This window comes from Streptomyces sp. NPDC002446 (assembly GCF_053595675.1).
This window is the reverse complement of record NZ_JBSFYC010000014.1, coordinates 45,012-58,254: the sequence shown is the minus strand read 5'-3', so window position 1 is coordinate 58,254 and position 13,243 is coordinate 45,012. Positions and strand designations below refer to the sequence as shown.

General features: G+C 71.7%; 7 protein-coding genes. 5 read left to right on the top strand and 2 right to left on the bottom strand.

Annotated features, from left to right (window positions below; all coding sequences use genetic code 11):
- The first annotated feature begins 177 nt into the window (after positions 1-177).
- Entirely contained in the window at positions 178-1,782 is a 1,605-nt protein-coding gene (locus tag ACWD6P_RS11130) for an APC family permease (protein WP_451443758.1), read from the top strand.
- A gap of 111 nt (positions 1,783-1,893) precedes the next feature.
- Here ACWD6P_RS11130 and ACWD6P_RS11125 read toward each other — a convergent pair whose 3' ends face one another.
- Both ACWD6P_RS11125 and ACWD6P_RS11120 read right to left on the bottom strand, forming a co-directional pair.
- Entirely contained in the window at positions 1,894-2,799 is a 906-nt protein-coding gene (locus tag ACWD6P_RS11125; RefSeq protein WP_451443757.1) for a zinc-binding dehydrogenase, read from the bottom strand.
- Between the two features lie 338 nt (positions 2,800-3,137).
- Positions 3,138-4,661 carry a CehA/McbA family metallohydrolase gene (locus tag ACWD6P_RS11120; RefSeq protein ID WP_451443756.1) on the bottom strand — a complete coding sequence of 508 codons (1,524 nt, stop codon included), beginning with the start codon at positions 4,659-4,661 and terminating at the stop codon, positions 3,138-3,140.
- Positions 4,662-4,902: 241 nt separating this feature from the next.
- On the opposite strand from ACWD6P_RS11120, the gene ACWD6P_RS11115 reads away from it, so the two are divergent.
- The 4 genes from ACWD6P_RS11115 (at position 4,903) to ACWD6P_RS11100 (ending at position 13,243) form a co-directional block, all read left to right on the top strand.
- On the top strand, positions 4,903-5,727 hold the full coding sequence (locus ACWD6P_RS11115; protein ID WP_451443755.1) for a TIGR03619 family F420-dependent LLM class oxidoreductase: 825 nt from the start codon (positions 4,903-4,905) through the stop codon (positions 5,725-5,727).
- Positions 5,728-6,160: 433 nt separating this feature from the next.
- Positions 6,161-6,562, top strand: a complete 402-nt coding sequence (locus ACWD6P_RS11110; RefSeq protein WP_451443754.1) for a VOC family protein — start codon at positions 6,161-6,163, stop codon at positions 6,560-6,562.
- 134 nt (positions 6,563-6,696) lie between these two features.
- Positions 6,697-9,360, top strand: coding sequence for a bifunctional FO biosynthesis protein CofGH (locus ACWD6P_RS11105; protein WP_451443753.1), 2,664 nt, complete (start codon positions 6,697-6,699; stop codon positions 9,358-9,360).
- Positions 9,361-9,577: 217 nt separating this feature from the next.
- Positions 9,578-13,243, top strand: coding sequence for a tetratricopeptide repeat protein (locus tag ACWD6P_RS11100; protein WP_451443752.1), 3,666 nt, complete (start codon positions 9,578-9,580; stop codon positions 13,241-13,243).

The following is a 13,243-nucleotide window of genomic DNA, read 5'->3' as shown; positions in this document are numbered from 1 at the left end:
GGGGCTGCGATTCTCGCAAGGTGAAAGACGTGCCCGGAGGGCGTGGAATCAAAGGTTGAGCGTGCAATCAATCTTGATGTTGGGTGCCGAGTGCGCTCGCCTCCCTGTGGCTCGAAGGTGCGAGTTGCGGAACCTGACCCTCCGGATACGAATACAGCAGCACTTAACGTCCTGTTCATGGTTCAGGTAGACCCCCGGCCCCAGACCGGAGACACGGTAACGAGCGTCGGCGCTACCGGCAGTGACGTCCCCGGCGGCACTCGGGGCGGCGCTCCGGGCGGCACCCGCGGCAAGGGCCTCAGCGGCAACTCCGTAGGCCTGCTCGGCAACGCCGTCATCGGCATCTCCACCGTCGCGCCCGTCTACTGCCTCACCTCGACGCTCGGCCCGACGGTCGGCGAGGTGGGCGTGCAGATGCCCGCCGTCTTCCTCGCGGGCTTCCTGCCGATGCTGCTGGTCGCCTTCGCCTACCGCGAGCTCAACAAGGCGATGCCGGACTGCGGTACGTCCTTCACCTGGACGGTCAAGGCCTTCGGGCCGCGCATCGGCTGGATGTGCGGCTGGGGGCTGGTGATCGCGACGATCATCGTGCTCTCCAACCTGGCCGGCGTCGCCACCTCCTTCTTCTATCTGCTGCTCGGCGAACTCACCGGCAGCCAGGCCATCGCCGGACTCGACGACAACAAGGCCGCCCACATCCTGACGTGCCTGGCCTTCATCGCCGTCGCCACCGCCATCAGCTACCGCGGGATGACCGCCACCAAGGGCGTCCAGTACGCCCTGGTCGGCCTCCAGCTCGCCGTCCTCGCCGTCTTCGTCGCGATGGCCCTGGTCAAGGCGGAGTCCGGTGACTTCGCCGGCTCCGTCGACTTCTCCTGGACCTGGCTCGACCCGTTCGCCGTCCAGTCCTTCTCCGCCTTCACGGCGGGCCTGTCCCTCTCGATCTTCATGTTCTGGGGCTGGGACGCCTGCCTCACGGTCAACGAGGAGACCGCCGGCAGCGAGAAGACGCCCGGCCGCGCCGCCCTGCTGGCCATGCTCGTACTGATCGGCTCCTATCTGCTGACCGCCGTCGCCTCGCAGATGTTCTCCGGCGTCGGCGACAAGGGGCTCGGCCTCGGCAACCCGGACACCTCCGACAACGTCTTCGCCGCCCTCGCCAACCCCGTCATGGGCACCGTGCTCGGCGTACTGCTCTTCGTCGCGGTCCTCGCCTCGGCCGCGGCCAGCCTGCAGACCACTTTCATCCCCGTGGCCCGTACGGTCCTGGCGATGAGCACCTACGAGGCGCTGCCGGCGTCCTTCGCCAAGATCCACCCGCGCTTCCGCTCCCCGGGCCAGGCCACCATCGCCGCCGGTGTCGCCACCGGCGTCTTCTACGCCGCGATGAGCGTCCTGAGCGAGAACGTCCTCATCGACACCATCTACGCCCTCGGCCTCATGATCTGCTTCTACTACTCGATCACGGCCTTCGCCTGCGTCTGGTTCTTCCGTCGTGAGCTGCGCACCTCCGCCCGCGATCTGCTCTTCAAGGGTGTCCTCCCGTTCCTGGGCGGCCTCCTCCTGGCGGCCGTCTTCTTCAAGACGCTGATCGACATGTGGAACCCCGCCTACGGGTCCGGCAGTTCGGTCTTCGGCATCGGCTCGGTCTTCGTCATCGGCGTCGGACTGCTCCTGCTGGGCGCCGTCATCATGCTGGTCATGCAGCGCCGCAGCCCCGCTTTCTTCCGCGGCGAGGTACTGACCCGGGCAACACCGGCACTGGTGGTGGAGGGGGAGTAGGCGGCGGGGGGCCGGGGTGTCCGGGTGTCGGGGTGCGGGAGTGCCGGGGCGCCCCGGCCCGCTCCGCCCCACCCCGGCCCGCCTCGCCCGCCCTAGCCCGTCCCGCCTCGTTCAGCTGGTCGTCAGGACCGCCTTGCCGCGTATCTCGCGGTTCAGAAGGGCCGTAGCGGTCTCGCCGGCCTGCTCCCAGTCGGCCACCCGGTCCACGCTCGCCTCAAGGCGGCCCTCTGAGGTGAGGCGGACGAGGTGGGCCAGGTCGGCACCGGTGTTGCCGCCCGCCTGGATGCCGATCAGCGTCAGACGGCTGAGTATCAGCTGGTACGGCTGGATGGGCGTCGGCTCCCCGGACGTCGCGCCGATCGAGATGACCGTGCCCTCCGGGGCTGTCCGCCCGAGCAACTCGCCCAGCAGCGACCCTCCGACGTTGTCCAGCACCACATCCACCGGCTCGTCCAGATCGGCCGGACGGGTCAGTACGTGGTCCGCGCCGAGGGCGGCCAGGCCCGCCCCGCGCGCCGGACTGCCGACGAACGCGTACACCTCGGCACCCGCCTGATGCGCGAGCTGGACGGCGAACCGCCCCACACCACCGGACGCGCCGGTGATCGCGACGCGCTGCCCGGGCCGTACACCCGCCCTGCGCAGCGCGCGCAGCGCCGTCAGGCCTGCCACCGGCAGCGCGGCGGCCGTCGTGAAGTCCACCGTGTCGGGCAGCACGGCGAGTTCATCGACCGGGACGGCCCGCAACTCAGCCCAGCCGGCGCCCCATCCCCAGGTGATCACGCGATCCCCCGGCTTGGGGCCGCGGCCACTGGCGGCCGCCCGCTCGACCACCCCGGCGGCGTCCCAGCCGGGCACCGTGCCCTCGGCGACGTCGTCGGACTTGGGCAGCTCGCCGTAGTTGAGCGATATCGCGTTGATCTTGACCAGGGCCTCGTCGGGCCCGGGCACGGGGTCGGCAACGGTCCCCAGCGCGAGCCGGCCGGGCGCGGAATGATCAACAACAAGAGCACGCATCGGAAATCCCTCCTGATGGGGCTGCGGAACGCGCACAGCGAACGCGCAATCCCCGCAGCGTGAACAGCGACGTGAAGCAACGCGAAGCGACTTGAAGCAACGCGAGGCAGCGTGAGCAGTGCGAAGCAATGACGCGTTAACCGGCGGTTGCCTCCGGTTATTCCGCTTGCCCCCGCCCCCTGCCCCCTACCGCCTGCTGTCTACTGCTCCGCCACCTCGCGTCAGCCGCAGTCGACTGACGTGGCCACCGCTCACCCGCGCAGGGCTCAGGCCCGCCGCCGGGCTCGGGCTCTCCGCCGGGCTCAGACCCTCCCCAGGGCTCAGGCCCTCCGCCGGGCTCAGGCCCTCCGCCGGCCCAGGAACACCGGATTGGTCAGGGCCGCCATCGGGCCCGGCAGCCCCGCCGTGGTCGGTGGGTGGCGGATTTCGGCGCGTATATAGGCGGCGTGGTCGGGGGTGGTCTGCCAGCTGACGGTGCCGTCGCCGGCGGGCGGCAGCGGGGTCGAGTAGAGCCGGCCCTGGTCGGTGACGAAGGAGACCGTGCAGCCCGGGGCGCCGGAGACCTTGAGCCGGGCGGTGGCTTTCGCCGTACGGGAGACCTCCAGGCGTTCGCCGATCCCGGCGTGTTCGCCACGCTCGCCGGTCACGGAGAAGGCCAGGTCGACCTTCGCGGACTCGGCGATCCAGACCCGGCCCGCCCGTATGCCGTCCTGCAGGGCGCGGCGCGAGAGATCGTCGGCGAGCACCACGGTCTGCGGCAGGCCGACGACATCCGGATCGCGATGGGCGTCGCTGTGGCCGACGGCCGGCAGCCAGTCCGCGCGCCCCCGGGCGTGCGCGACCAGGGTGTTGTCCCACTCGGCGAGGGTGACCTCGTCGTCGGGGGTGTACGGGCCGTTCCAGACCTCCACGGCATCGGCTTCGTTCAGCCCGAACTTCCAGCTGCAGCCGATGCATGTGGCGTGCGGATGCGCCGGGATGACCAGTCCGCCGGCCCGCCGGATGGCGCGCGCGTACTTCCCGAAGGCGTTGTCGCGAGCCCGGTAGCGCCAGTCGATGAAGACCCCGGGGTCGGTGCCCATCGCCACCACGTGCCCATTGCGGGTGGTGACCTCCTCGCCGGTCAGGATCAGCAGGTCATCCCCCCACAGGCCGTCCCAGGCGCGGTGCGCCGAGGTGGTGTTGTGCTCGGAGGTGTTGATGAAGTCCAGCCCGGCGGCGCGGGCCAGTGCCGCGATCTCGGCGGGGGTGCGCTTGCCGTCCGAGTGGACCGAGTGCAGATGGTTGTCGCCGCGGTACCAGGCGCGCCCGCGGCCCCGGGCGCGCTCGGGCGGGTACACAGGCGCCGGGGTGTGCCCGGCGGGCCCGTACCGCAGGGTGATCGTGACGTCGTAGGCCAGCCCCTGCGGCGCGACCGTGTACGGCCCGAGGGCGATGTGCCAGGTGCCGGCGTTGACGGGGCCGGGGAGGTAGCCCGGGGTGGCCTCGTCGGCGCGCAGGAAGAACTCGCTGCGCGCGCCGCCCGACCAGCCGCGGAAGCCGGCCCCGCCCGGCTCCGTGCCCCGCTCGTCGAAGATGCCGATGTCGCAGGCGTTGCCGACCGTGCCCTCGGGGACGGTGGGTTTGTCGTAGCGGTAGGAGACGGCGATCTCCCGCACCCCGGACGGCACTTCGACCGGCAGGTAGACGAAGTCCGGCGCCCCTGGAGGCAGATGGCCGGTGACCGTGCGGGTCTGCTCGCCCGGCCCGTCACCGGGCCGCCCGGCCGCCGGCTCCGCGTCGGCGAAGCTCACACGTCCGAGCGTAAGCGCGCCCGTCGCGCCCGCAACTGCCGAAAGTCTCAGAACGTCGCGTCGTTGCATCTCCGCCCCCGTGCCGTCTCGTGTCGTGTGTGGTGTCGTGCCCTGTCGAGTACTGCTGTGCGGCCCTGTACCGCGGCGCGGCCCCAGCCGCCGCGCGGACCCGTGCCGCTGCGCGGTCGGTTCGTTGCGCCGCGTGAAAACTGTTGTACGCGGCTGTGACGCGCAGGGAAAGGCCTGTGGATAACCGCCGGACGGTAGGGCAACATGCGGTCACTCACACGCGTGACGGAGGTGTCCACAGATGCGGATCGCGACCACGATCTTTCTGACCGACGAGACGATCCGGCCGGACCGACTCGCCCGTGAGCTGGAGCAGCGCGGATTCGCGGGCCTCTACCTCCCCGAACACACCCACATCCCCGCCAGCCGCGACACCCCCGCCCCCATGGGGGAGCCGTTGCCCCGCGAATACGGCCGCACCCTCGACCCGTTCATCGCCCTGGGCCAGGCCGCCGCGGTCACCGAGCGGCTCGGCCTGGGCACCGGCATCACCCTCGTCGCCCAGCACGACCCGGTCGACCTCGCCAAGCAGATCGCGACCCTCGACTTCCTCTCCGGAGGCCGCTTCACGCTCGGCATCGGCTACGGATGGAACGTCGAGGAGGCCGCCGACCACGGGGTGGAGTGGTCGACCCGGCGTGAGCTGACCCGCGACCGGGTGGCGCTGATGCGCGCCTTGTGGGCGGACGAACCGACGGCGTACAAGGGCGAATTCGGGTCCGTACGGGCATCCCTGGCCTACCCCAAGCCGGCACACGGCGCGCCGCGCACGCTGCTGGGCGGCGCGGCCGGCCCCAGACTCTTTGGGCAGATCGCCGAGTACGCGGACGGCTGGCTGCCGATCGGCGGCCGAGGACTGACCGAGACCGTTCCGGTCCTGCGGCAGGCCTGGTCGGACGCCGGACGCTCGGGCGAGCCGGTGGTCGTGCCGTACGCGGTCCGGCCCTCGGCCGGGAAGCTGGCCCACTACCGCGCGCTGGGGCTGCAGGAAGTGGTCCTGCAACTGCCCGCGGCGGGGGAGGCGGAGGTGCTGCGGACGCTGGACGACTTCGCGCAGTACCTGTGACCCAGCAGCTCACCGGGCGGCTGGCGCGCAGCACCGGTGACGTACCGGAGCGTGCCGTACGGGCAGCGTGACGGACGGGCAGCGTGACGGACCGCGGGCTGGCAGACGGGGCCGACGGACCGGGTGGGTGGCGGACCGGCTGTGTGACGGGGCGGGCTGCGGGCTGGAGGCGGGCGGCCGGCGGCGGGCGAGGGCCTCGGTGCGCCCTAGGACCAGGTGCGCCCTAGGACCATCGGTGTACGGCCCTCCCGGTCCTGGCCGGGACCGTAGACCGATCCGCGCCCGCGCCCGCGGTCGTACCGTCGAAGGTGAAGGACCCGCAGACCAACGGTCCCCAGGAGATCGATCACCGGTCCCGCAGATCGGCGGCCCGAGCCGAGCCAGAAGCTCACAGGGGCGTCGCTCGCGGAATCACAGAGATCAAGGAGATCCCATGCCTCGCCTCGACCACACGATCGTGCAGAGCACCGACCGTTTCGCCTCCGCCCGCTTCCTCGCCGACCTGCTGGGGGCGCCCGAACCGAAGTCGTTCGGCCCCTTCGCCGCCCTCAAGCTGGACAACGGGGTCGCCCTCGATTACGCCGAGCACATCACCGGCGGCGGTGATTTCGTGCCCACGCACTATGCGTTCCTGGTGACCGAGGAAGAGTTCGACGCGATCCTGGGCCGCATCAAGGAGCGCGAACTGCCCTACTGGGCTGACCCCATGCACAACAAGCCCCAGGAGATCAACACCCTGGACGGTGGCCGCGGCGTTTACATCAACGACCCCGACGGCCACAACATGGAGTTCCTGACCCGGACGTACTCCGACGAGCTGCTGGCCAGTCTGTAAGCGTGCGGAGAGCCGCCGCCGGGGAACTGCCCCCAACGGGTGCGGAAGGAACCTCTGTCCGCAGTGATCAGCGGCACACCGACCGCCCCTTCTCCGGCGGGGGCGCTGTCAGCGGGCGCTCGTATGCTCGGAGAATGACTTCCAGCGCGCAGGTACCTGACCAGGCATCCGGCCAAGGGGCCGACCGCGGGACGAGCGCCCGGCCCGGCTCTCAGGGCCGCCCCACGGCCAATGCGATGCGCCGCGCGCTCCGGCGGGCCCGCGACGGCGTGACGCTGGACGCCGGCGAGGCCGCGGTGCTGCTGCAGGCCCGCGGCGAGGACCTCAAGGACCTGTGCGCTTCCGCGGCCCGGGTGCGGGACGCCGGCCTGGAGGCCGCGGGCCGCCCCGGCGTCATCACGTACTCGCGCGGGGTCTTCATCCCCCTGACGCGTTTGTGCCGGGACAAATGCCACTACTGCACCTTCGTCACCGTCCCCGGCAAGCTGCGCCGCGCCGGCCACGGGATGTTCATGTCGCCCGACGAAGTGCTGGACATCGCGCGCCGCGGCGCGGAAATGGGCTGCAAGGAAGCCCTGTTCACCCTGGGGGACAAGCCCGAGGAGCGCTGGCCCGAGGCCCGTGAGTGGCTGGAGGCACATGGCTACGACGACACGATCTCGTATGTGCGCGCCATGGCCATCCGCGTCCTGGAGGAGACCGGGCTGCTGCCGCACCTCAACCCCGGGGTGATGTCCTGGACGGACTTCCAGCGCCTCAAGCCGGTCGCCCCGTCGCTGGGGATGATGCTGGAGACGACCGCCGAGCGCCTGTGGAGCGAGCCCGGCGGTCCGCACCACGGCTCGCCCGACAAGGAACCGGCCGTCCGGCTGCGCGTCCTGGAGGACGCCGGCCGCTCCAACGTCCCCTTCACCAGCGGTCTGCTGATCGGCATCGGCGAGACCTACGAGGAGCGCGCCGAGTCCCTGTTCGCGCTGCGCCGCATCCAGCGCGCGTACCACGGCATCCAGGAACTGATCATGCAGAACTTCCGCGCCAAGCCGGACACGGCGATGCGCGGAATGCCGGACGCCGAGCTGGAGGAGCTGGCCGCGACGATCGCGGTGGCCCGGCACATCATGGGGCCCTCGACCCGCCTCCAGGCCCCGCCCAATCTGGTCGACGGCGAGTACGCGCTGCTCATCGGTGCCGGAATCGACGACTGGGGCGGCGTCTCCCCGCTGACCCTCGACCACGTCAACCCCGAGCGCCCCTGGCCGCAGATCGAGGAGCTGACCGAGCGCTGCGCCACCGCCGGCTTCGAGCTGCGCGAACGGCTCCCCATCTACCCGGAGTTCATCCAGCGCGGCGAACCCTGGCTCGACCCCCGCCTGCTTCCCCATGTCCGCGCCCTGGCCGACCCGGAGACAGGGCTGGCCGTCGAGGACGCCCCGGTGGTGGGCCGCCCCTGGCAGGAGCCCGACGAGGCCTTCACGATGAGCTCCACGGGCCGTACGGACCTGCACCGCACCATCGACACCGATGGCCGCACCGCCGACCGGCGTGACGACTTCGACGAGGTCTACGGCGACTGGGAGGCACTGCGCGAGGCCGCCGCCCCCGGGATGGCGCCGGAGCGCATCGACACCGACGTACGGCAGGCCCTGTCGCAGGCCGCCGACGATCCCACCGGACTCACCGACCCACAGGCGCTGGCGCTGCTGCACGCCGACGGGCCGGCGCTGGACGCCCTGTGCAAGATCGCCGACGACCTGCGCCGTGCAACGGTGGGCGACGACGTCACCTACATCGTCACCAGGAACATCAACTTCACCAACGTCTGCTACACCGGCTGCCGCTTCTGCGCCTTCGCCCAGCGCCGCACGGACGCCGACGCCTACACCCTCTCCCTCTCCCAGGTCGCCGACCGTGCCCAACAGGCCTGGGACGTGGGTGCGGTGGAGGTCTGCATGCAGGGCGGCATCCACCCCGACCTGCCCGGTACGGCGTACTTCGACATCGCGCGCGCCGTCAAGGAACGGGTCCCCGGGATGCATGTGCACGCCTTCTCGCCCATGGAGGTCGTCAACGGCGCGACGCGCACCGGACTGTCCATCCGCGAGTGGCTCACCGAGGCCAAGGCCGCCGGTCTGGACACCATCCCCGGGACGGCCGCCGAGATCCTCGACGACGAGGTCCGCTGGATCCTCACCAAGGGCAAGCTGCCCACGGCCACCTGGGTCGAGGTCATCACCACCGCCCATGAGCTGGGCATCCGCTCGTCCTCGACGATGATGTACGGCCATGTCGACCAGCCGCGGCACTGGCTCGGCCACCTCCGCCTGCTGGCCGGGATGCAGCAGGCCGCGGAGGCCAAGGGTGTCGAGGGCTTCACCGAATTCGTCACCCTCCCCTTCGTCCACACCAACGCCCCCGTCTACCTCGCCGGTATCGCCCGTCCCGGCCCCACCACCCGCGACAACCGTGCGGTGACGGCCATGGCCCGGCTCCTGCTCCATCCGCACATCACCAACATCCAGACCAGCTGGGTCAAGCTCGGCACGGACGGCGCCGCCGAGATGCTCCGCTCGGGCGCCAACGACCTGGGCGGCACGCTGATGGAGGAGACCATCTCCCGTATGGCGGGCTCCAGTTACGGCTCCTACCGATCCATCCAGGACCTGATCGCCATCGCGGACCGGGCGGGCCGTCCCGCGCGACCCCGCACGACGACCTACGGCCCGGTGCCGCAGGAGCGTCAGAGCGCCGCCCTCGCCTCGGACGGGCATCTGCCGGCGCTGCTGCCGGTGGTGGAATAGCCGACCGCCGCAGGCGGGACACCGCCGCGGCGGGCAAGCCATCTCGACCATTCAACTCCTCGCGTAATTCGATGAGTTGCCTGGTCATCGCGGGTGCCGGGACAGGCGATCCGCCGGCTGATCCGGAGTTATCCACAGGCCCGCACGCGCGACTCCGCCGAGGGTTAATCTGCGTGAGCAGGGCGGCGAAGGCGCCGACGCGAAGGGGGTGGAAAGCGTGGATCGCAGCAGGATGTCGCGGCAGGAGTTGATCCGGCTCCGACGGCGGGAGGGGTTCGTCGGGCGGCGGGGCGAGATCGCGGTCTTCCGCGACAACTTCGCGCGGGTCGTGGAGGACCCGGCGCACCAGTTCCTGTTCCATGTGCACGGCCAGGCGGGCGTCGGCAAGACCTCCCTGATCCGGCAGTTCGAGAACACCGCGCGGGAGCAGGGCGCGCCGACCGCGTACATCGACGAGGCGGTGCACGGCGTGCCCGACGCGATGGCCGCCGTGAGCGGCCAACTCGCGGCTCAGGGCAGGCCCTTGAAGGCCTTCGACAAGCTGTTCACCGCATACCGGGAGCGGCGGCACGAGGTCGAGGCGGCGGTCGTGGCCGCGGAGGAGCAGTCTTCCGTGGCGGTGGAGCCGGGCGACTCCCGGGGGCCGGCCCCCTCGCCCGGCAGCGTGATCGCGGCTCAGGCCGGGCTCGCCGGCCTCGGTCTGCTGCCCGGCGTCGGAGCCGTCACCGGAGCGCTCGACCCCCGCCAGGTGGCACGCGGCGCGGAACGGCTGCGCGGGCTGCTCAGCGCCCGCTTGCGCAACCACGACGACGTCCAGCTGGTGATGTCGCCGCTGGAGGTCCTGACCCCGGTCTTCGTCCGGGAGATGAGCGCCGTCGCCGACGAGGTGCCCTGGCTGGCCCTCTTCTTCGACACCTACGAACGGACCGGGCCGCTGCTGGACGTCTGGCTTCGCGACGTCCTGGTCACCGACCGGTACGGCCCGCTGGCGCCCAATGTGGTGGTGACGCTGGCCGGACAGACGGCCCTGGACCGCCGATGCTGGGCCGACCACCTCGACTGTGTGGCGGAGCTGGGGCTCGACGCCTTCACCGAGGCGGAGGCGCGGCAGTTCCTGGCGACCAGGGGCGTCGTCGACGAACGCGTCGTCGAGGTGATCCTTCGGCTGTCCGGCGGGCTGCCGGTGCTGGTCTCCACCCTCGCCGAGAGCCGCCCCCGCGCGGCCGAGGCCGTCGACGACCCCAGCGACACGGCCGTCGAGCGGTTCTTGAAGTGGGAGACGGACCTGGTCCGCCGTGAGGCGGCACTGGCGGCCGCGCTGCCCCGCCATCTGGACGAGGACGTCTTCCGGGCCGTGGTGGATACGGCCGCCGCCGAGTTGTTCGGCTGGCTGTGCGGACTGCCGTTCGTCGCCGACCGGGCGGGGCGGTGGCAGTACCACGAGGTGGTGCGGACGGCGATGCTGCGCCTCCAGCGGCGCAGATCACCGCAGACCTGGACGGCGCGCCACCGCCGCCTCGCCGAGGCCGCCCGGCGCCACCGTTCGGAGTGCGCCGCCGACGCCGACCCGGTGCGGTCCTGGACGGACGAACGCTGGGTGGAGCACCGGCTGCGGGAGACCTACCACGCGCTGTGCGCGGATCCTCAGCAAGCTCTGCCCTCGGCGCTGGCAGACATCGTGGATGCGGCCGAGTACGAGCGGTCCGTCGTACGGAGAGTGGCGGAGAGCCTGCGCCAGGCCGGAGAGGACGCCGGCGCGGACGAGGTCAGGGGGTGGGGCGACCGGCTGGCCGGCGAACTGACCGAGGGCGGGGGCGGCCTGATCGCGGTGCTCACCGCGCTGCTCGCCCGGCCAGGCGGGGAGGCGGCCGAGCAGGCCCGTATCCACCGCATCCGGGGCGGGGAGTACCGCAAGGCCGAAGCCTGGCCGCAGGCGTTCGCCGACTACGACCGCTGCCTGGAGCTGGCGCCGCACAACGTCCCCGCCCTGCTCGGCCGGGGGCTGACCCACCGCTATATGCGCGCCTTCGAGCGCGCGGCCGAGGACTACGTCCGAGCCCTGGAGATCACCCCGGACTCGGTGGATGCCGCCTCCCAACTTGGTGAGGTCTACCGCCTCATGGGGCGCTTGGAACAGGCCGTCACCGAATTCGACCGGGCCCTGTCCGGCCGCCCCCGGCATGCCTTCACCCTGGCCAGCCGCGCCGTGTGCCTTCGGCGCCTCGGGCACCATGAGGAGGCCCTGGCGGGTCTGGAGCGCGCCATCGAGATCAATGCGGAGTACGCCTGGGCGATGGCCGAGCGGGGCGCGACCTACCGCGAGATGGGGCGCTACGACCTCGCCCTCGCGGAGTTCGACCGCGCCCTGGCGATCAACCCCGGCTATATCTGGGCGCATGCCCGCCGCGGTATCACCCTGCGCGTGATGGGCCGTTACGACGAGGCGCTGGCCGCCCTCGGGCGCGCGTGCGAACTCCAGCCGGAGGACCCCTGGGTGTGGGGTGAGCGCTGCAACACCTACCTGGACATGCGGCGTTACGAGCAGGCGCTCGTGGAGGCCGAACGGTCCCTCGCCGCCGACCCCGCATACGCCTGGGCCCATAGGGCCCGCGGTATCGCCCTGCATGCTCTGGGCCGTCATGAAGAGGCCCTCGAGGCACTCGACCGGTCGCTGGAGCTCGACGCGGACCGCACCGGTCCCGCGCATGAGCAGCGCGGCCTGGTGCTCCAGACGCTGGGGCGCGCCGAGGAGGCCCGCCTCGCACTCTCCGCCGCCCTGCGCCTCACCCCGGACTCCGCCCGGGCCCTGGCGGCCCGGGGAGAGACCAACCTGCACACAGGGCGATTGTCCGAAGCGCTGGCGGACTACGACCGGCTCATCGAACTCGCCACCCAACAGCCGCCCGAGGACACCGAAGCCACGGCCTCCGCCACGGTCCCGGCCTCAGCCACGGCCCCAGCCCCGACCCAGGTCTCAGCTTCAGCCATGGCCTCCGCCTCCGCTTTCGCCTTCGCCTTCGCCCAACGCGGCAAGGTGCATGTCCTGCGGGGCGACGATTCCCGTGCCTTGGCCGACTTCGATCGCGCGCTCGCCGAGGGCGGCCCGACCACCGCTCTTCTGGTCCTCAAGGCCGGCTGCCTGCGCCGTTCCGGGCACCTCGACGCGGCACGCGAGACGTTCGGAGCAGCCGGAGCAGCCGGAGCGGTTGGACCGTTCGGGGCGTTCGGGGCGTTCGGGGTCGCCGAGACACCGAGAGAAGAGGGCGGTCCGCTCGCTGACGTGGACGGTGTGCTCGCCAGCCAGGACGGTCCGCTCGCCGACCAGGCCGGTGCGCTCCTCGGCCAGGACGATGCGCTCGTTGGTCTGATGGTCCGGTACGAGGCGGCGCTGCTGGCCGGGGCGCTGGGCGGTGTGGATGCGGCCGAGTTCGCCTCCGCCTGGGAGGCACTGCGGGCCGACGCGATACACCCCGTCCCGGCGGGCGCCCCTACGGGCAACGACAACGACCCGAGCACTCTGAACCCACAGAGCCCGCCAAGCCCGCAAGGCCCACCAAGCCCGTTAAACCCACTGCACGCACCCAACCCGCTGGACCCCCAAAGCCCTCCGCACGCCCCCCTGAGCACAGCATTCGCCGTAGCAGTCGCCGTCATCAGTCGCTGTGCCCTAGGGGACTGGGCGGGTGCCGACGGTGTGATCGCGGAGCTGCTGGACGGGGGCCCCTGGGAGCCGCTGGCCTGGGCCGAGTTGGGGGTGCGCGAGCTGGCGCGGCTTCCGGGTGCGGACGCCGAGCGGCTGGAGGCGATACGCGACGGGCTGATACGCAGGATGGCGGAAGCGGCCGGCGGCGGGCCGGACGGGCTCTCGTACGCGCCCTCGTAA